The sequence below is a fragment of the Pseudomonas sp. A34-9 genome (assembly GCF_029543085.1).
Taxonomy (GTDB): domain Bacteria; phylum Pseudomonadota; class Gammaproteobacteria; order Pseudomonadales; family Pseudomonadaceae; genus Aquipseudomonas.
Genome location: NZ_CP119967.1, coordinates 3252677 through 3271098, shown reverse-complemented (window position 1 = coordinate 3271098; position 18422 = coordinate 3252677). Strand labels below are relative to the sequence as shown.

19 protein-coding genes are annotated in these 18422 nt (G+C 58.6%); 14 read left to right on the top strand and 5 right to left on the bottom strand.

Annotation, left to right across the window (positions count from 1 at the left end; all coding sequences use genetic code 11):
• Positions 1 to 3: 3 nt before the first annotated feature.
• Positions 4 to 1041, bottom strand: a complete 1038-nt coding sequence (locus tag P3G59_RS14510; protein WP_277762101.1) for a dienelactone hydrolase — start codon at positions 1039 to 1041, stop codon at positions 4 to 6.
• Between the two features lie 236 nt (positions 1042 to 1277).
• Entirely contained in the window at positions 1278 to 1889 is a 612-nt protein-coding gene (locus P3G59_RS14505) for an FMN-dependent NADH-azoreductase (protein ID WP_277762100.1), read from the bottom strand.
• Between the two features lie 128 nt (positions 1890 to 2017).
• On the opposite strand from P3G59_RS14505, the gene P3G59_RS14500 reads away from it, so the two are divergent.
• Together P3G59_RS14500 and P3G59_RS14495 are read left to right on the top strand one after the other, a co-directional pair.
• On the top strand, positions 2018 to 2926 hold the full coding sequence (locus tag P3G59_RS14500) for a LysR substrate-binding domain-containing protein (RefSeq protein ID WP_277762099.1): 909 nt from the start codon (positions 2018 to 2020) through the stop codon (positions 2924 to 2926).
• Entirely contained in the window at positions 2923 to 3282 is a 360-nt protein-coding gene (locus P3G59_RS14495) for an MmcQ/YjbR family DNA-binding protein (protein ID WP_123596121.1), read from the top strand. Before P3G59_RS14500 ends, P3G59_RS14495 begins: the two co-directional genes overlap by 4 nt.
• 116 nt (positions 3283 to 3398) lie before the next feature.
• Here the strand turns inward: P3G59_RS14495 and P3G59_RS14490 are convergent, their stop codons facing one another.
• Together P3G59_RS14490 and P3G59_RS14485 are read right to left on the bottom strand one after the other, a co-directional pair.
• Positions 3399 to 3830: a DUF1294 domain-containing protein gene (locus P3G59_RS14490; protein ID WP_277762098.1), complete on the bottom strand. Its 432-nt coding sequence runs from the start codon at positions 3828 to 3830 to the stop codon at positions 3399 to 3401.
• Positions 3827 to 4657 carry an undecaprenyl-diphosphate phosphatase gene (locus tag P3G59_RS14485; RefSeq protein ID WP_277762097.1) on the bottom strand — a complete coding sequence of 277 codons (831 nt, stop codon included), beginning with the start codon at positions 4655 to 4657 and terminating at the stop codon, positions 3827 to 3829. The genes P3G59_RS14490 and P3G59_RS14485 overlap by 4 nt, the downstream gene beginning before the upstream one ends.
• Before the next feature lie 305 nt (positions 4658 to 4962).
• On the opposite strand from P3G59_RS14485, the gene P3G59_RS14480 reads away from it, so the two are divergent.
• From P3G59_RS14480 to P3G59_RS14440, 9 genes are all read left to right on the top strand, one after another.
• Complete coding sequence (locus P3G59_RS14480; RefSeq protein WP_277762096.1) at positions 4963 to 6597, top strand: methyl-accepting chemotaxis protein; 1635 nt, start codon at positions 4963 to 4965, stop codon at positions 6595 to 6597.
• 146 nt (positions 6598 to 6743) lie between these two features.
• On the top strand, positions 6744 to 7307 hold the full coding sequence (pnuC, locus tag P3G59_RS14475) for a nicotinamide riboside transporter PnuC (protein WP_277762095.1): 564 nt from the start codon (positions 6744 to 6746) through the stop codon (positions 7305 to 7307).
• Positions 7304 to 7828 carry an AAA family ATPase gene (locus P3G59_RS14470; protein ID WP_277762158.1) on the top strand — a complete coding sequence of 175 codons (525 nt, stop codon included), beginning with the start codon at positions 7304 to 7306 and terminating at the stop codon, positions 7826 to 7828. Before pnuC ends, P3G59_RS14470 begins: the two co-directional genes overlap by 4 nt.
• Positions 7829 to 8184: 356 nt before the next feature.
• Complete coding sequence (locus P3G59_RS14465; RefSeq protein WP_277762094.1) at positions 8185 to 8637, top strand: hypothetical protein; 453 nt, start codon at positions 8185 to 8187, stop codon at positions 8635 to 8637.
• 1 nt (position 8638) lies between these two features.
• Complete coding sequence (locus tag P3G59_RS14460; protein ID WP_277762093.1) at positions 8639 to 9214, top strand: adhesin; 576 nt, start codon at positions 8639 to 8641, stop codon at positions 9212 to 9214.
• Between the two features lie 73 nt (positions 9215 to 9287).
• Positions 9288 to 10292 carry a heme utilization protein gene (locus P3G59_RS14455; protein ID WP_277762092.1) on the top strand — a complete coding sequence of 335 codons (1005 nt, stop codon included), beginning with the start codon at positions 9288 to 9290 and terminating at the stop codon, positions 10290 to 10292.
• A gap of 63 nt (positions 10293 to 10355) precedes the next feature.
• A complete protein-coding gene (locus tag P3G59_RS14450) occupies positions 10356 to 11036 on the top strand; it encodes a C39 family peptidase (protein ID WP_277762091.1) in 681 nt (226 codons plus the stop codon).
• A 44-nt stretch (positions 11037 to 11080) separates the two neighbouring features.
• Positions 11081 to 11827, top strand: a complete 747-nt coding sequence (locus P3G59_RS14445; RefSeq protein WP_277762090.1) for a hypothetical protein — start codon at positions 11081 to 11083, stop codon at positions 11825 to 11827.
• 45 nt (positions 11828 to 11872) lie between these two features.
• Complete coding sequence (locus P3G59_RS14440) at positions 11873 to 13180, top strand: hypothetical protein (protein ID WP_277762089.1); 1308 nt, start codon at positions 11873 to 11875, stop codon at positions 13178 to 13180.
• 64 nt (positions 13181 to 13244) lie between these two features.
• On the opposite strand, the gene P3G59_RS14435 is transcribed toward P3G59_RS14440, so the two are convergent.
• Positions 13245 to 14570: a sigma-54 dependent transcriptional regulator gene (locus P3G59_RS14435; RefSeq protein WP_277762088.1), complete on the bottom strand. Its 1326-nt coding sequence runs from the start codon at positions 14568 to 14570 to the stop codon at positions 13245 to 13247.
• Positions 14571 to 14924: 354 nt separating this feature from the next.
• Between P3G59_RS14435 and P3G59_RS14430 the strand changes: the two genes are divergently transcribed.
• The 3 genes from P3G59_RS14430 (at position 14925) to nhaB (ending at position 18348) form a co-directional block, all read left to right on the top strand.
• Positions 14925 to 15191, top strand: coding sequence for a hypothetical protein (locus tag P3G59_RS14430; protein ID WP_016983763.1), 267 nt, complete (start codon positions 14925 to 14927; stop codon positions 15189 to 15191).
• A 279-nt stretch (positions 15192 to 15470) separates the two neighbouring features.
• The gene (locus tag P3G59_RS14425; RefSeq protein ID WP_277762087.1) at positions 15471 to 16772 is read left to right on the top strand and encodes a hypothetical protein; all 1302 of its coding nucleotides are present in this window, start codon (positions 15471 to 15473) and stop codon (positions 16770 to 16772) included.
• 73 nt (positions 16773 to 16845) lie between these two features.
• Positions 16846 to 18348, top strand: a complete 1503-nt coding sequence (nhaB, locus tag P3G59_RS14420; RefSeq protein WP_277762086.1) for a sodium/proton antiporter NhaB — start codon at positions 16846 to 16848, stop codon at positions 18346 to 18348.
• The last annotated feature ends 74 nt before the right edge of the window (positions 18349 to 18422 follow it).

Here is an 18422-nt window from a genome sequence, read left to right as displayed (position 1 = left end):
GATCTATTGATCCGCAGTTTGCATGCCCGCCCGGGTCGGCTTGCCCAAAGCGTGGGAGAAGAACCGCCCCGCCTCCGAGATAAGGTTGCGATGGATATCCTCGCGATCCACACCATCGGCATCGGTGCACAGCGCCGGCATGGCGCGAATCTGCTCTTCATTGCACGGCGCCATAAACACGAAGTGCCCTGCCCCGGCCAGTAATTTGAAATCCGGCGCCGTCGGCAGTTTGCGCGCCAGCGCAGCCGCGTTTTTGTCGAAAGCCACCAGTTTGTCGCCATCGCCACTGTAAAGCAGCACGGGTACATGCACGTCGGCCAGGGTGTGACGACCGAACTTCAAGCTCAGCGGCGCCATCAACAGCAACGCGTGAACACGCGGATCAGCCACCGGTTGCAGGTCATCGCGATCGACGATCAGCTCACCCTGCGTATTGCAGGCGTCACGATCGTCCGGGCGCTCCTGGCAATACCGGCGCAGGCGATCCAGATCCGGTTGCGCGCCGGAGAGAATCAACGCGGTCTCACCGCCCGCCGAATAACCGATCACCCCGACCTGATCGGCGTTCACGTACGGCGCAAGCATGCGGTCACCCAGGGTTGCGGTGATGGCTTCGGAAATCTGGATTGGCCGTCCATAGAGATTGCTCAGGGTGCCCAATCGGCTGTGGTCTTTGGAGTTGTCGCCGGGGTGAATCACCGCCACCACGACAAAGCCTTTGCGCGCCAGCGAGGTCGCGAGGTCATGCAGCGCCAGCGGCGTGCCGGTGTTGCCATGGGAGAGCATCAGCATCGGAAAGCGGCCGATGGCGACTTTGGTGTCTTCGCCGGCCTCGATCGAGTAGCCCTCGAGCAGGCTCATGTGTTCGCGGTCGCTGGAGGGATAGAAGGCGATGGCGCGCATCGGTTGCAGATCCAGCGGATCGAGGAAGGTCATTTCGTGGTAGCCGACGCTCCACACCGGGTGTCGCCCAGGCGCAGCCTGCACTGAATTCAGGCCGCCGAGCAGGCAAATCAGTAACGCTGCACAAAGACGCATCATGGGATGCCCCACCCTGTTGTTACTCAATCGAAAGTCCCGTTGCGTTGCGGGCCTGAAACCCCGGGGATTCGGTATTCCGTTACGACAATGCACTCAGACGCTGATTGTGTGACTGCATAACCCGGGCCAGATTATGTAACAGCCAGAAACAAAAAACTCCGTATTCGCCCCTTGCGGAACCAGAATACAGAGTTTTTTGGGGGTTACCTGAACATCAGCTGTTCTTTACGCAAGCCTTACGCAGCGGCGAACAGTTGCTCGCTGATCTTCGCCTGGGCAGCGGTCATGGCGTTGTTGCGCACTTCTTCGCCATACGCCAGGCCTTCGGCACGGACGATTTCGATATCGGTGATGCCAAGGAAGCCCAGCACCAGCTTCAGGTATTCTTCGTGAGCGATGCCGCTGGCCTGACCGGCGTGGATGCCGCCGGAAGTGGAGATGATCACCACTTTCTTGCCGCCGCACAGGCCTTCTGGACCGGCTTCTGTGTAACGGAAGGTCTGACCGGCGACTGCTACGCGATCGATCCACGCCTTGAGTTGGGTCGGTACGGTGAAGTTGTACATCGGTGCAGCGATGACGACGGCGTCGGCAGCGATGAACTCGGCCAAGGTCGAAGCGCTCAGTTCGGCTTCGTGCTGTTGTGCGGCGTTACGCAGCTCAGCAGTGGTGCCGGCGGCCACCAGGGTGGTCGACGAGAAGTGGCTGATGGCGTCGGCGGCCAGGTCGCGGTAGGTCACGACTGCGCTTGGCTCGGCGGCCTGCCAGGCTTTGACGACTTCGCTGCTCAACTGACGGGAAGCCGAGTTGTCGCCCAGAATGCTCGAATCGATATGCAGCAGTTTCATGTGGAATCTCCTGGAAGGAATCGCCGGTGGCGACGGAATGGAGACAATCCTACGCAAGAAACCAATGGATGATTAGCCGCCTGAAATGCGATAGTTTGTCCCACTGATAGAACAGTTGGAATTCAACGATGCAAGACCTCAACGATCTCTACTATTTCGCCAAAGTCGTCGAGGCCGGCGGTTTTGCGGCGGCCGGGCGCTTGCTGGGCATTCCCAAGTCACGCTTGTCACGGCGCATTGCCGAACTGGAAGATCGTCTTGGCGCACGCTTGCTGCAACGCACCACCCGACAACTCAACCTCACTGCGGTGGGCGAGCGTTATTTGCGTCACTGTCAGGCGATGTTGCTGGAAGCGGAAATGGCCGATGAGGCGGTGGCGAGCATGTCCAGCGAGCCGCGCGGTCGACTGCGCGTCTCGTGCCCTACCGGTTTGGCGCGTGAGATGTTGCCGTGGGTGATCAGCGAATTTCTCGGTAAATTCCCGCAGGTGCAACTCGAAGTCGTCCTGCTCAATCGCCGCGTCGATCTGGTCGGCGAAGGCTTTGATGTGGCGTTACGCGTGCGTGAACATGGTGATGAGGACCCATTGCTGGTCACCCGGCGCCTGCGTCAGGCGCAAATGGTCGTGGTGGCCAGCCCGGCGTTTATCCAGGGTCAGACGATTAACCATCCGCAAGACTTGAAAACGCTGCCGGTGCTCGGTGCGCTGGAGGCCGATCGTCTGGTTCATGTGCGTCTGCTCGATCAGCAGGGCAACAGTTTCGAGCTGAACATGGAAGCACGGTTGGGCATTGATGACTTTATTGTGCGCAAAGCCTGCGTACTGGCCGGCCAGGGTTTTACGTTGCTACCGATGATGTACTGCGAAGAGGAACTGCACAACGGCACATTGGTGCAGCTGCTACCCGAGTGGTCGTTGCCCGGCGGCTGGCTGCAAGCGGTGTATCCGCATCGACGCGGGGTGATGCCGGCGGTGCGCGCGTGGATCGACCATCTGGTCGAATCATTCAATGCCTGTGGGGAGCGGTTGTTATGAGCAAGGGAAAGATGAGCGAAGCCGACGTGGCGGCGTTCTGCCTGGCATTGCCGGGCGCTCGGGAAGATTACAAATGGGGTGGCGTGCGGGTGTTTTCCATTGCCGGCAACAAGATGTTTGCCTTGCAGGGGCTGCGTGGGGATTCACTGGCATTCAAGGTCGACAAGGATCTGTTTCTCGGTCATTGCGACCGCCCGGGCATTCACCCGGCGCCGTATCTGGCGCGGGCGCAGTGGATCATCATGCATCCGCCCTACCCGTTGGGCGCTGAGGAATTGCGCGGGTTGTTGCAGCGCTCGCACCAGTTGGTGGTGAGCAAGCTGCCGAAGAAGACCCAAATCGGTTTATTGCTCTGACACCGATCCCTGTAGGAGCTGCCGAAGGCAGCGATCTTTTGACTTTGATCTTTTAAAAAGCAAGATCAAAAGATCGCAGCCTTCGGCAGCTCCTACAAAGGGTTTTAGGTGATCTTTCAGAACAGGGTCAGCAAGTTCGAGCCGAGAAACAGCTGGTCGATCCAGAACACCTGATGCAGCAGCACAATCACCCAGAACAGAATCTGAAACGATACCTTGCGCGTCTTGTGCCGGAACACTTGCTGGGCGATCAACGCGCCTGGCCAGCCGCCGGCCAGTTCTACGGCGTGCAGAACGTTCTCCGGGGTGCGCCAGGCATCGGTGCGCGCCTTGCGCTTGTCCGCCCAGTACATGAAGAACGCCAGCACGCTGACGATCCCGTAAGCGGCCAACGGCACCAAGGAAATCCCGCGCAGCCACATCGACAGCGAGCCGAACATCGGCAGCGCACAGACCACCAGCAGAACCACCAGTTTTAGCTTCAGATGCTGAATGTTGTTGCCACCTGAAGGTCGCCCTTCAGGGCGGCGTGCACGGGAATCACTCATGGCTTGGCCGCCGCCCAATCAATCCAGCCAAACTGCCACGTCGCCAGAATGATCAGACCAAACACAATCCGATACCAGGCGAACGCCGCATAGCTGTGGCTGGCGATGAACTTGAGCAAGCCGCGCACGGCAATCATGGCGAAGATGAATGCGGTGACAAACCCGATGGCGAACACCGGGAAATCCGCCGGCACAAACAGGTGACGGTATTTGTAGCCCGAGTAGACCGCCGCACCGACCATGGTCGGCATCGCGAGGAAGAACGAGAACTCGGTGGCGGTCTTGCGCGACAGGCCGAACAGCAAACCGCCAATGATCGTCGAGCCGGAACGCGAGGTGCCGGGAATCATCGCCAGGCACTGGGCAAAGCCGACTTTCAATGCGTCCTTCCAGGTGATCTCGTCAACCGTTTCGGCGTGCACTTCATGCTGACGCTTTTCCGCCCACAACATGATGATGCCGCCCACCACCAGCGCGGTCGCGACGGTAATCGGGTTGAACAGATATTCGTGAATCAGGTCGGCGAAGATCACGCCCAGCACCACCGCAGGCAGAAACGCGATCAGCAAGTTGGCAGTGAAACGCCGGGCGCCGGGCTGGGTCGGCAAGCCGATGACCACGTCGAGAATCTTGCGCCGAAACTCCCAGACCACCGCGAGGATCGCGCCGAGCTGGATGATGATATTGAACGCCATGGCCCGTTCGCCGCCGAAATCGAGCAAGTCGGCAACTATGATCTGGTGTCCGGTACTGGAAATGGGCAAAAACTCCGTCAGCCCTTCTACAACTCCTAGTATCAGTGCCTGCAAGGCCGTCCAAAGATCCATCAATCCCCCAAAGAGCGATGCGCGTCGGCATGCCCCGATAGTATTTTTCTAGCGTTCACTGCGATCAGCGTAGCTGGTTAAGGCTGTACCGATTCCGCACGCACAGGATCCACACGAAACGGTCAAAATTCCGTGAAATATCAATTTGGATTCAGGTTTTCACGCGCGGGGCCGAAATCCTATCAGACAAGCCTTAATAGCGCTGCCGCGTTATACGACTTGGGTCGCGTATGCCCGCACGCGGAATCGTGGTTGGATGCTGGCGGTCGTTTATTACAAGAAAAAGAATCCGGAGTGACAGCGTTATGAACAGCTTGCGCAGTGTGTCGATCAGCCGACGCTTGTGGCTCATCTTGATTGTGGCGGTGGTCATGTTGCTGACCTTGGGCATGTTGATGCTCAAGCAGATCCACGACGATCTTTATCACGCCAAGGCCCAGAAAACCCAGCATGTGGTGCAGACGGCCAGCGGCCTGCTGAGCTATTACCACGACCTCGAAACCGCCGGCACCCTGAGCAAGGACGCCGCGCAGAAACAGGCGCTGACGGCCATTCGCGGTTTGCGCTACGACCAGAGCGATTACTTCTGGATCAACGACCTCACTCCCGTGATGGTCATGCACCCGACCAACCCCAAACTCGAAGGCCAGAACCTCTCGGCGATCCGCGATCCGGACGGGTTTGCAGTGTTCAACGAAATGGTCGCCATCGCTCGAGCCAAAGGTGCCGGCATGGTTGATTACCGTTGGCCAAAACCGGGCGCCAGTGAGCCGGTAGCCAAGACTTCCTACGTCAAACTGTTCGAACCGTGGGGCTGGGTGCTTGGCTCCGGGGTTTACGTCGATGACGTACAGGCGGAATTCCAGGGCCAGGTGATCAAAGCCACGGTCATCGGCCTGGCGATTGCCGTGATCATGGCATTGCTGGTGATCCTGATTGCGCGCAGCATCGTGCGTCCGCTGCAGGAAACCGTGAACGCCATGGCCAACATTGCCAGCGGTGAAAGCGACCTGACCCGCAGCCTCGATACCCATGGCAAGGATGAAGTCACCGAGCTTGCCCATCACTTCAATGCCTTTACCGCCAAGCTGCGTCGCGTGATCGGTGATTTGCAGGTGTCAGCCAGCGCCTTAGGCCAGTCGTCCAGCGAACTGGGCAACGACGCTTCGCAGGCCCAGCAGCGCAGCCAGCAGCAGTCGCAGCAGATGGAACTGGTGGCCACGGCGATCAACGAAGTGACCTACGGCGTGCAGGATGTGGCGAAGAACGCCGAGCACGCCGCCGCCGAAATGCGCGATGCCGAAGCACAGGCGCAACAGGGCCAGATCAACATCGATGGCAGTTTGCAGCAGATCGACAAACTGTCCGGCACCATCGATCAAGCGGTTGAAGTGATCCGCACCCTTGCCGCCGAAAGCACACAGATCGGCAGTGTGCTCGAGGTGATTCGCTCGATTGCCGAGCAAACCAACCTGCTCGCGCTCAACGCCGCAATCGAAGCGGCCCGGGCCGGTGAGCAGGGTCGCGGGTTTGCCGTGGTCGCGGATGAAGTGCGCTTGCTGGCTCAGCGCACGCAAAAGTCGACAGCGGAAATCCAGTCGATGATCGAACGCTTGCAGAACCATTCCGAAGCCGCCGTGAAGGTGATCGGCGACAGCAGCAAGGCATCGCAACTGACCATCGAGCAAGCCGGGCTGGCCGGCGCCAGTCTGAACGCCATTGGCCAGGCATTGCGCAATCTCAATGGTCTGAATGCCTCGATTGCCAGCGCGACGTTGCAGCAGGCGCACGTAGTCGAGGACATCAATCAAAACGTCACCCAGGCCGCAGGCCTCTCGCACAGCACGGCCATCGCTGCAGAACAGTCGAGCGCCGCCAGCGTACGGCTCGGACAATTGAGCGAACAACTCAACGGCCTCCTGCGCCAGTTCCGCGTCTAGCCCCCCCTGTAGGAGTGAGCCTGCTCGCGATAGCGGTGTTTCAGCCAGTATGAATTTCGCTGACACACCGCTATCGCGAGCAGGCTCACTCCTACACGTTTTTGGGTACAATCCGCCCCCTTCTTTCACTCCCCCAAGGAACCCCCATGTCCGGGCTTGAACTGTTTGCCGCCGCCCTCGGTGTGATCGCCGTCTGGCTGACGGTCAAACAGAATCCGTGGTGCTGGCCGATCGGGCTGGTCATGGTGTTGCTCTATAGCTGGATCTTCTTTGAGGTGAAGCTGTACTCGGACATGTTGCTGCAAGTGATCTACGCCGCGTTGCAAGTCTATGGCTGGTGGCAATGGACGCGTGCCGGGACGATGCATGACGGCCGTGAGGTCACGCGCCTCGATCAACGCTCTATCCTGATCGGCCTCGGCGTTGGCGCGATCGGCAGCGTGTTGCTCGGTGCAGCCATGGCCCACTGGACCGACGCCGCGCAACCGTGGCTCGATGCAGCGCTCACCGGTTTCAGCCTGGTGGCACAACTGTGGATGGCGCAGAAACGCCTGCAATGCTGGGCGCTGTGGTTCGTGCTCGACGTGATTTTTGTCGGCCTGTTCATCTATAAAGGGCTGTACCTGACCGCTGCGCTGTACGCTCTGTTCACGCTGCTGGCGATTCAAGGCTTTCGCGAATGGCGCGCCGACCCGGCGTTGCGCACATGAAGGTCGTGGTGCTGACCGGGCCCGAATCCACCGGCAAGAGCTGGCTGGCGGCGGGCCTGCAACAACGCTTCGGCGGCTTGCGCGTGGATGAGTACGTGCGCCGTTTTATCGAACTCAATCCCCGTGATACTTGCCTGGCTGACATCCCGGAAATCGCTCGCGGCCAACTGCACTGGGAAGACCAGGCTCGGGCGCAGCAGCCGCCGCTGCTGATTCTCGACACCCATTTGTTGAGCAATATGTTGTGGAGCCAGACGCTGTTTGGCGACTGCCCGGACTGGCTGGAATCGGAGTTGCTGGGGCGGCATTACGACCTGCATCTTTTACTCTCGCCCGAGCAGATCGACTGGACCGATGACGGTCAGCGCTGCCAGCCGGATCTGCACGAACGAATGGCGTTTTATCAGGCGACGCGCAAATGGCTGGAAAACCATCACCAGCATTTTCAGATCATTCAGGGCAATTGGGCCGACCGCCAGACTCAGGCATTTGCCGCCGTCGAGCAATTGCTGGCGCCGTAACCCGGTCAGCGGGTCATCTTCCCCGCCACTTCCCCTGTTTTGGGGACAAAGTGTCCGTTCCTGAAACACTCCGTGACTTGCAAAGTGCCCGTTTCAGCACTGTTCACGGCTTTGTCATGCGAGTTGTTACACGGCTGATACACACCGCTGCAAACCCTTGTTCCAGAGCTTTGTTCAGCCAACGGACAGGTCGGCGCGCCAGTGCGTGTATCAAGCATGAAACAGCTTGTGTATCAGACCTGCGCGTTTATTCCTCAACCCTTTGAAAACAATAAACTTTTAAAAAGCGGCACAGCTTTCGCTCTCTCCTTCACAACGCTGACTAGGGCCAGCCCACTGAAGAAGGAATTGCAGCCGTGGGGAATATCCAAAAAGGTTTGACCTGCCTTCTGCTGATCGGATCAGCAGCCAGTACGTTGATCAGCTTCAACGTGCAGGCAGAGGGTAACGGCGTGATTGTGCTCAATCGCGATGTTCAGCCCATTCCCATCGGTCGCAGCGCACCCGGCAAAGACCCCTACCCGACCACTGTCAACGCCAACCCTTCGGGTCGCATCAATCAGGCGATGAACAGCACCGAACTCAATGACGGTGACTTCGCCAGTGTAGCCAGCGGCGCGACCATCAGAGGCAACATCGCGACGCCCGGTTCCAGCCTGCCCGGCATGAACGTTCTGACCAACCCCAATGGCCTGCCAGGGATGAGTGCCGGCCACGGCGGAGGTGGCGGCGGCACGATCTCCAACACCATCAATCGTTCGCTGAGCACCGGTCTTGCGCCGCTGACCCGCATGGCTGGAGGCCAATAAGATGAATCGCACCCTGCTCCTGCTTGCCCTCTTCGGCTGCGCCAGTGCCATGGCGGCCGACCCCAGCTCAGTGAACAACGCGAACATTCAGGACACCGGTATCCAGTACCGCGGTAATTACAACGTCAACCAGGCCGCTGGCGACCAGATGCAACAGACCAACACCAAGGCGATCGCCATCGGTACCTCGGCCAGCGCCACTACGATTGTCCGCCAACACATCGACACCCCGGGCAATCCGTCAACGAACGCCAGCGCCACCATTGGCGGCAACTCTTTCAGCAATGGCAACGGGATTCTGGGCGTGAACCAGGGTGCCGGCGCCAACAACCAGATGGCCAACGTGACGCGCGTCAGCATCAGTGCTGCCCCGCTGAGCGTTGACGACAGTGCCCTTTCGCAACAGAACGTGGCGCTTGTACCGAGCTCAGGAGCAACTGGTACCTCACCCGGCAGTCGCCAGGTCACGACAAGTGATCAGGCCTTCACCGGCAGCCGCGGGGTAATCCAGGTGAACCAGAGTGCCGGGGTGGGGAACCGAATGGCTAACACCCTGAGCATCCGGGTCGCTGACTGACCCAAACAACAAAAGCAGTGCAATTAGAAAGTACCAACACTTAACCAACTAATAAGCACGATGGAGAAACACCATGAAACCTACAATGGCTCTCAAACCACTGGTTTTCGCACTTGCAGCAGTAATGGCAATGGCGGCTCAAGCGGGCGGCAATGATCATGGTAACAATGGCGGTCACGGTCACCAGCCTCCTCCACCTAAAGGCCCAAGCCTTGAGGAACTCCTGCAAATCGGCGCTGGCGCCGGTGCTGCAGTGCTCGACGTGCAAAGCAGCGGCGGCAACGCCGTGCTTAACCAAGGCACCCAAAACAACGCCAACGTGAGTGGCTCGCTCAACGGCGCCAACGGCAACATTGGTGCGAACAACACCGCAGGCGACGGCAACCAACAAGACAACGCCGCGGCTCTGGCGACTGCTGACGAAAGCTTCATCTTCGGCACCGCAGTGGCTGCTTCCAGCGCCACTCAAGTCAACGCCAACAACGGCGTAGCCAACTACTCCAGCACCGCCAACGCCAGCCTCAACAACGTCGGCAACAGCGGCTCGGGCAACATCGGCGTGAACAACAGTGCCGGCAACTTTAACCAACAGAAAAACAACCTGGCAATCGCTGTCTCCGGTGGTCGCGTAGCTCAGGCAGCTGCCGCCGCCAACCAAAGCTCCAGTGGCTTGTCTGTCGCCAACAACGGCACTCAAACCTACAAAAAAGATACCCTCACTGGCACTGTTACCGCCGCCGGCGCGTTCGTCGCCGCCGGTACTGCAACCACCAAAGATGACGATCATGGTCACGGCGGTGGCGGCTATGGCAACAATGACAAAGGGCATGGCGGCAACGGTGGCAGCAAACCATCCAGCTCTGACTTCGTTGCTGTGGGTGTCTTCGGTCTGGCTGGCGTGACCACTCAACAAGTGATGACGCCAGACGGCTGGAAAAACCCTGTCACCAACAACGCCAACATGACCAACGTAGGCAACAACTGGTCTGGCAACGGTGGCTTCAACAACGCCGCTGGCGTTGGCAACCAACAAAGCAACTCGCTGTCCATCGCTGCAGGTTGCAAAGCCTGCATGTAATCGCGATCGAAACGAAAGCCCCGGAAACGGGGCTTTTCCTCAGTCCGCAAAGGCGTATCGATCATGCGTAAGACTGCCCTTATCGCTCTGCTTTGTCTGTCTGGCCTGACCCAGGCTGCCCAGATGCCCGTGGCTGCCCTCCCCGGCGGCACACTCATCTATAAAAACGTGCAAAGCATCCGTGAGCGCAAGTTTGCCGACATCGTCGAACAGAAAACCGATTTCAGCTGCGGCGCTGCTGCACTGGCCACGGTGTTACGCCAGGCCTATTGGCTCGACGTCGATGAGGAGCACATCATCAAAGGCATGCTGGTCAACGCAGACCAGGACCTTGTTCGTACTCAAGGGTTTTCCATGCTCGACATGAAGCGCTACATAGAAAGCATCGGCATGCGCGCCAGGGGTTACAAGATTCCGCCGGAAAAACTAGACGCTGTAACGATCCCGGTGGTGGTACTGATGGAAATTCGCGGCTACAAGCATTTCGTGGTTCTGCAGCGTTCGGACAAGGATTGGGTTTACATCGGAGACCCGGTTTTGGGCCACAAACGCTACAAACACGATGACTTTGTCAAAGGTTGGAACGGCATAGTCTTCGCCATCGTCGGCCCCGGTTATGACAAAACCAATGCATTGCGCAGCCCGCCGACACCGCTGACGGCCAAGAACAAGCTGGATAACTTCAACCCTGTCAGAGATGCTGAATTGATGGACTTCGGGTTCATACAGAGCGACTTCTTTTAATCGCCGATTATAAAGAATGGGGCTGGATGTCCCGGGAGCAGCAAATGAAAACCTCATACTGGCTGGTCGCCGCTTGCCTGGCCGCGAGCGCGTCAGGCTATGCCAATGCAGGATTCAAACCCATCGAGATACAAGACAAAGAGTTGTCCGAACTACGCGGTCGTTATGTCATGCCGGGGCGGATTATCAGCTTCGGCATTGTCATGAGCAGTACCTGGCGCAACGCCAGTGGTGATCTGATCGGCGCCGCCACCTCGATGCAACTGCAGGCAGCAACGATTAAACCCGAATTCTACGTGCAAACAATCAAGGAGCACGGCAACGGCAGCGCCCTGCCAACGGGCACCGGCACGATCACCGGTGGCGCCGGCCTCGACAGCAGCCAGGGCGTGACACAAAGCGTGCGTGCCGCTGGCGACAGCAATACCGCCTATAACAATGTTGCCATCAACGTCAAAGAAGCCGATCAGGCACCGGCACTGGTACCCGCTCAAGGGCAGGCGCTGATGGCCGGGCAGACCATCGGCGGCAGCAATGCCGCAGGCAGCGTGGCCGTTTCGGCGACCGGTGGCGGCGTGCAGATGGCCATTCAGGCCGCCGGCAATCAGGGCACAGCCCTGCAACAGGTCGCCCAGGGTGGCTTGCTGCAGAACACCCGTTTGCTGGGCAGCGCCAACGTGGTCAACAACATGACTCAACTCAACGTCGTCCTGAACAATAACGGCATGAGCGCCGGCGCACTGGATTGCAACCTGACTCAACTCAGGGCACTACGCACTATTGGATATTGAACTACGCTGAGTCTCGATCATTGGGCTTAAAGGGACGGCTTATTCATGTATCGATCAGTATCACTGCGTGCCGCTGTTTGTTTGAGCACTCTTCTACCTGCAGCCATGTTGCAAGCGGCACCGGACGCCGACGTAGAAGTCCTGAAACAAGAGCTTCTGGAGCTGAAGCAAAGATACGAAGTACAACAAAAGGCCTTGGCGGTGCTCGAACAACGGGTCCGCCAGGTCGAAGATCAACCGGCGGCACCCCAACCCAAAAGGCTGGCCAAGTCGCCGTCGGATATGAAAGGCAACCCCAAAGTGGCCACCGGGACCGGGGCCGCAGCAGCGTCGGGGGGCGCAGCCGGAGGCAGTGGAGCCTCTTACGGGCAATCGCTGGCAGATGATTCGCAACCGGCACAAAGTGTGTCCAACCTGTACGACGAAGCCAGTGGCTTCTTCGGCGGTGGCAAATTCAGCTTCGAAACCGGTATCACCTACTCGCGTTACGACACCCGTCAGTTGATCCTCAACGGCTTTCTGGCACTCGACTCGATCTTTCTCGGCAACATCAACCTTGACCGGATCAAGGCCGATACCTGGACCCTCGACCTCACGGGGCGTTACAACTTCGACAACCGCTGGCAGTTCGACCTGAACGTACCGGTGGTCTACCGCGATTCGACTTATCAGTCGGGTGGCGGCAACCAGGGCGCAGCCAACGTCACTACCGAACAGGATGTCACACGCGATCCGACTATCGGCGACGTCAACTTCGGTATTGCCTACAAGTTCCTCGACGAGTCGGTCAATACTCCGGATGCGGTCGTCACCTTGCGGGTCAAGGCGCCAACCGGCAAGGATCCGTTCGGCATCAAGCTGCGCCAGACCGACGCGAATACCAACCTGTTCGTGCCTGACACCCTGCCTACCGGCAACGGCGTCTGGTCGGTCACCCCCGGTATCTCGCTGGTCAAGACGTTTGACCCGGCCGTCCTGTTCGGCAGCTTGTCCTACACCCATAACCTGGAGGAGTCGTTCGACGACATCAGTTCCACCGTCAACCAGAAAACCCCGGGCAAAGTGCGCATTGGCGACAGCTTCCAGGTCGGCGCCGGTATTGCGTTTGCGCTGAACGAGAAGATGAGTATGTCGTTCTCGATGTCTGACCTGGTGCAGCGTAAAAGCAAGCTGAAACAGGATGGCGGCGATTGGCAATCGGTAGTGTCCAGCGACGCCAACGCCGGTTACTTCAACGTCGGCATGACCATTGCGGCCACCGACAACCTGACCATTGTTCCGAACTTGTCGATCGGTCTGACCGACGACGCACCGGACTTTTCCTTCAGCCTGAAATTCCCGTACTACTTCTAAGTGTGCAACCACGCAAAAGGCCCGTTGCGATCCTCTCGCAACGGGCCTTTTGCGTTTCCCCGCCCTAGCGGATCTGGTGCTTGTGCAGCAATCGGTAAAACGTCGGCCGTGACACGCCCAGCACTTTCGCCGCCACACTGAGGTTGTCGCTGTGCCGGTTCAACACATCGCACAGTGCCTGGCGCTCGGCGCGGGTCTTGTAATCTTCCAGCGTGCCCATGGGCGTAGCGATCGAATGCTGGCTGATCAACCCCAGATCACGGGCCTCGATCTGCCGACCTTCGGCCAACACCAGTCCACGCCGCACACGGTTGGCCAGTTCTCGGACATTGCCCGGCCAGTCATGCTTGCCCATGGCAATCAGCGCATCTTCGCTGAAACTGCGTGGGCGACGGCCGGTTTCGTGGCTGTAAAAGTGGGAAAAGTGGTTGGCCAACATCGATAAATCACCGTGCCGTTCACGCAATGGCGCAGTGACCACTTGCAGGACGTTTAGCCGGTAATACAAATCTTCGCGAAATCGCTTTTTCTCGATGGCGGCTTCAAGGTCGACGTGGGTCGCCGCCAGAACGCGCACATCCACCGGGATCGGCTGACTGCCGCCGACACGTTCGATGTGCCTTTCCTGCAGGAAACGCAACAGATTGGCTTGCAGTTCCAGCGGCAGATCACCGATCTCATCCAAAAACAGTGTGCCGCCATTGGCCGCTTCAATGCGCCCGACCTTGCGCTGATGGGCGCCGGTAAACGCGCCTTTCTCGTGGCCGAACAGCTCGGACTGAATCAGGTGCTCGGGAATCGCCCCGCAATTGATTGCCACAAACGGTTTGCTGTGACGCTGGGATTGCCGGTGCAGCGTGCGGGCAACCAGCTCTTTACCGGTACCGCTTTCACCGCGGATCAATACCGGCGATTCGGTCGGCGCCAGTTTGCTGAGCAATTTGCGCAGTTCGCGGATCGGTTTGCTGTCGCCAAGCAGTTCGTGTTCGGGCTGCTCCACATGAATCGTGCCCTGTCCGCGCAGACGCGCCATACCGAATGCCCGGCCGAGGGTAACCTGCACCCGTGACACGTCGAACGGCAAGGTGTGAAAATCGAAAAACCATTCACAAACGAAGTCACCGACGTTTTGTAAACGCAGGACTTCCTGATTGAGCACGGCGATCCATTCGGTGCCGCTGCGACTGATCAGTTCCTTCACGGCTTCGGGGCGTTCGAGGTGAAACGGCTGCAATCGCAACAAGCCGACATCACAACTGCGGTCGGCGGCGTTTTCCAGGGTACAGCTGTCGACATCCCAACCTACAGCGCGTAATCCGGGCAATAAGCGGTGGCAATCGTCGCAAGGATCGACCACCAATAAACGTCGTAACGCAGGCGCTTCGCTCATGACTGTTCCTTGGCGCCAAATTATTAGAAATGATTGTAAAAACAGTCATTTGGCAGACCCGACTGTAACATTAGCAAGATTTTGACAGCGCCTTGTATCGATTGCTTATAGGTGTACAAGCAAACACGTTATAAGAACAGAAGTTGATAGTCAGCTATCGACTAATTTGTGCCTTAACCTTTCAGTGAGCTTTCAAAAACCTGTCCGTAAAGCAATGCCATGAAAGAAAGTTGAAATTTCTTTGTTTCATGTGTGACCCGCCCGCGGGTTCGGTGCATCAGTACAAGTACCAGCCGAACGGTAAGCCCAACCGACGGCACATCACTTGATTGGGCACGACAGAGAGAAAAACCCATGACCGCCCCGCTCCGTATCAACGAAGCTCTTTTGATTGCCAACCACGCGTTCAAACCTTTCCAGTGCGTAGCCTGGGCACCACAAGACGGCAATGGCGAACTCAGCCTGACCGTCATCGACCGGACCAATTCCCATATCGGTCGCAAACAAATCCCAAGCAGCGCCTACTCCGATCCGGCGCAACTCGAGCAACTGCTGCAGCAGGCGCGCGCTGAGCTCAGTGAAGAAGGTTACAGCCTGCAATCCTGGTCGATGCCACACTAACATTCGGGCAATGCGGATGACACTCAGGTCATCCGCCCTCTTCTGTTAGTTGTTTTCTTTTTACATCCCCGTACTTCTGTACAACTAATACCAACGGATCCGGGCTGATTGCTTGGCCGGCTTGCTATTGGTTCAAAAAGACACTGTTCTGGCACAGTGCGACCCTCCACCTGTTAGTTCTAACAGTTGTACTTCTCCCGGTTCAGGGATTGAATGTTTCGCTCATGCAGTTACCCGTCCGGTTCCCGGTACAAGGTCAACTCGCAAGGAGATGCGTGCATGTCCACTCTGAACACTTTTGCGCTGCCGGCAGTTTCGACGTCTTTATTGAGTCGAGCCGGTCAACTCGACAGAACATTTGCCGCCACCGGCGTCGCTCAAGTGTATTTCGCTGGCAGTGTGTCCAGCCTGACCGAGGACATCGCCCTCGATGCGCAGGGGCGTGTGCTGGTCGCAGCAAAGGTTGGCGTCGCCACCGGCAGCCGATTCGGCCTGGCGCGGATGCTTGCCGATGGCTCGGCCGATCTGACCTTCGGTGATCAAGGCAGCGTGATCGACTCCTTTGCCCCGGGTTTTGAAGCCACGGCCGGCAAAGTCCAGTCACTCCCCGACGGGCGCATCCTGCTCGCCGGCCTGCATTATGAAAACGCTCATCGCACCCTGCCGGCACTGGCCATGTTCAACGCACAGGGCAAGCCGGATCAGGGTTTCGGTGACAACGGCCGCCAGGTAGTGCGCCTGCCCGGTGACTTGTCGATGGGCAGCCGGGATGCGTGGCTGCCGCCGGGCGTACCGGGCGCCGAAGCCTGCGACTTTGTGGTCCAGGACGACGGCCATATCCTGCTGATCGCCAATCACCACTTCGAACTTGCCGACCATGCCGGCATGCTGATTCGCCTCAAGCCCGACGGCAGCCTGGATGAAACCTTCAACGGCCGCGGCTTCGTGATGATTCGCCACTTGCTGCTAAACACCTGGCTCAGCAGCCTGCTGTTGCAGAAGGACGGGCGCATCGTCGTTGCAGGATCTATCGACTTTCCGCAGGAGGGTTTGCTGGCGCGCTACCTGCCCAACGGCCGCCTCGACGAGCGTTTTGCCGTGGACGGTTTCATGGCATTCAAGGCACACGGGCAAAGCGCCCTGGTCAGTCAGGTGCTTGATTCGACGGATGCACTGCATTGTTTCGGCAGCAGTCGCGACCCGATCCGTTGCATGGCTTACAGCCTGCACACCAATGGCCGGCCGAATCTGCACACCCATGGCGGCCAGCCACAACTGCTGGAAATCGGCCCCAGCGGCTGCCAGTGGAGCGCCGCCCAGCGCATGGCGGACGGCCGCATCATCGCGGTGGGTGCAACCATTGGCGGATTCGAAGCGGATTTTATTGTGGCCCGTTACCTGAGTGACGGCGGCCTCGATCACAGCTTCGGCAATGGCAAAGGCTGGCTGCGCACGCGTCTGGGACGCAGCCTCGATACGGCCAACTCGCTGGCCGTGCAACCGGACAATGCCATCCTCGTCGGCGGTTATTCATTGGATGGCAACTACCGGGCCATGGTGGCGCGTTACCTCAACCATTGAAAAACACGGGCTGTACTTGATCTTCCGCCATGCATCCGGCAACTTGCGCGCTTCTAAAGACAAGGAGCAACCGATGTCCGGTTCAATGGCCCAGGCGTTCGCGCACAATTTTCTCGGGCAATCGCCACGCTGGTACAAGGCGACCATCGTCGGTTTTCTGATCCTCAATGCACTGGTGCTGTTCACGGTTGGCCCTGTCGCGGCGGGCTGGCTGTTGGTGATCGAATTCATCTTCACGCTGGCGATGGCGCTCAAGTGCTATCCGTTGATGCCCGGTGGCTTGTTGTTGATCGAAGCACTGCTGCTGAAGATGACCACGCCACAGGCTCTTTACGATGAGCTGGTGCACAATTTCCCGGTGATCCTGCTGCTGATGTTTATGGTGGCCGGCATTTATTTCATGAAGGACTTGTTGCTGTTTCTGTTCTCGCGGCTGCTGTTGGGCGTGCGCTCAAAAGCGGCACTGGCGCTGATGTTCTGCTTTCTTTCGGCGTTTCTGTCGGCGTTTCTCGATGCCTTGACCGTGACGGCGGTGATCATCAGTGCGGCGGTCGGCTTTTATTCCGTTTATCACCGCGTCGCCTCCGGCAACGATCCGCGCCAGGACAGCGAGTTTGCTGACGACCAGAACCTGCCGAAACTGCATCACGCTGACCTCGAGCAATTCCGTGCCTTCTTGCGCAGCCTATTGATGCACGGCGCGGTCGGTACGGCACTGGGCGGCGTCTGCACATTGGTGGGCGAACCGCAGAACCTGCTGATCGGCCACGAAATGGGTTGGCACTTCGGTGAGTTCTTCCAGAAGGTCGCACCGGTTTCGCTGCCCGTGCTGGCGGCGGGTCTGGTCACCTGCGTGCTGCTGGAGAAACTGCGCTGGTTCGGTTACGGCACGCTGCTGCCGGACAACGTTCGCACGGTGCTGGCCAACTACGCCGCCGAAGACAATGCCGAACGCACAGCTCGCCAACGCGCCGCGCTGTTGGTGCAAGGTGCAGCCGCACTGATCCTGATCGGTTGCCTGGCTTTTCACATCGCGGAGGTTGGCCTGATCGGTTTGATGGTGATTGTGGTGATCACCGCGTTTACCGGCATCACTGACGAGCATCGTCTGGGCAGTGCATTCAAGGACGCCATGCCATTCACTGCGTTGCTGGTGGTGTTTTTTGCCGTGGTGGCGGTGATTCACGATCAACAGCTGTTTGCGCCGTTGATCCAGTGGGTGCTGGCCCTGCCGGTCGAGCAACAACCGGGCATGTTGTTTATCGCCAACGGCCTGTTGTCGGCGATCAGTGACAACGTGTTTGTTGCCACGATCTACATCACCGAAGTGAAACAGGCGTTTCTTGCCGGGCACATGAGCCGCGAGCATTTCGAGACATTGGCGATCGCGATCAATACCGGCACCAATCTGCCGAGCGTGGCCACACCCAACGGTCAGGCCGCGTTCCTGTTCCTGCTGACCTCGGCGATTGCACCGCTGGTGCGGTTGTCGTACGGGCGGATGGTGTGGATGGCGTTGCCGTACACCTTTGTGATGGGGCTGTTGGGCTGGTATGCGGTGAGCTACTGGCTCTGATCAATAACGCCCCGGTCCATGTAGGAGCTGTCGAGTGAAACGAGGCTGCGATCTTTTGATCCTGTTTTTATCAA

Excerpts from the sequence above, each read along its gene's own strand:
- P3G59_RS14510 (WP_277762101.1), bottom strand. The coding sequence starts at position 1,041 with ATGATGCGTCTTTGTGCAGCGTTACTGATTTGCCTGCTCGGCGGCCTG.
- P3G59_RS14505 (WP_277762100.1), bottom strand. The coding sequence starts at position 1,889 with ATGAAACTGCTGCATATCGATTCGAGCATTCTGGGCGACAACTCGGCT.
- P3G59_RS14500 (WP_277762099.1), top strand. The coding sequence starts at position 2,018 with ATGCAAGACCTCAACGATCTCTACTATTTCGCCAAAGTCGTCGAGGCC.
- P3G59_RS14495 (WP_123596121.1), top strand. The coding sequence starts at position 2,923 with ATGAGCAAGGGAAAGATGAGCGAAGCCGACGTGGCGGCGTTCTGCCTG.
- P3G59_RS14490 (WP_277762098.1), bottom strand. The coding sequence starts at position 3,830 with ATGAGTGATTCCCGTGCACGCCGCCCTGAAGGGCGACCTTCAGGTGGC.
- P3G59_RS14485 (WP_277762097.1), bottom strand. The coding sequence starts at position 4,657 with ATGGATCTTTGGACGGCCTTGCAGGCACTGATACTAGGAGTTGTAGAA.
- P3G59_RS14480 (WP_277762096.1), top strand. The coding sequence starts at position 4,963 with ATGAACAGCTTGCGCAGTGTGTCGATCAGCCGACGCTTGTGGCTCATC.
- pnuC (WP_277762095.1), top strand. The coding sequence starts at position 6,744 with ATGTCCGGGCTTGAACTGTTTGCCGCCGCCCTCGGTGTGATCGCCGTC.
- P3G59_RS14470 (WP_277762158.1), top strand. The coding sequence starts at position 7,304 with ATGAAGGTCGTGGTGCTGACCGGGCCCGAATCCACCGGCAAGAGCTGG.
- P3G59_RS14460 (WP_277762093.1), top strand. The coding sequence starts at position 8,639 with ATGAATCGCACCCTGCTCCTGCTTGCCCTCTTCGGCTGCGCCAGTGCC.
- P3G59_RS14455 (WP_277762092.1), top strand. The coding sequence starts at position 9,288 with ATGAAACCTACAATGGCTCTCAAACCACTGGTTTTCGCACTTGCAGCA.
- P3G59_RS14450 (WP_277762091.1), top strand. The coding sequence starts at position 10,356 with ATGCGTAAGACTGCCCTTATCGCTCTGCTTTGTCTGTCTGGCCTGACC.
- P3G59_RS14445 (WP_277762090.1), top strand. The coding sequence starts at position 11,081 with ATGAAAACCTCATACTGGCTGGTCGCCGCTTGCCTGGCCGCGAGCGCG.
- P3G59_RS14440 (WP_277762089.1), top strand. The coding sequence starts at position 11,873 with ATGTATCGATCAGTATCACTGCGTGCCGCTGTTTGTTTGAGCACTCTT.
- P3G59_RS14435 (WP_277762088.1), bottom strand. The coding sequence starts at position 14,570 with ATGAGCGAAGCGCCTGCGTTACGACGTTTATTGGTGGTCGATCCTTGC.
- P3G59_RS14430 (WP_016983763.1), top strand. The coding sequence starts at position 14,925 with ATGACCGCCCCGCTCCGTATCAACGAAGCTCTTTTGATTGCCAACCAC.
- P3G59_RS14425 (WP_277762087.1), top strand. The coding sequence starts at position 15,471 with ATGTCCACTCTGAACACTTTTGCGCTGCCGGCAGTTTCGACGTCTTTA.
- nhaB (WP_277762086.1), top strand. The coding sequence starts at position 16,846 with ATGTCCGGTTCAATGGCCCAGGCGTTCGCGCACAATTTTCTCGGGCAA.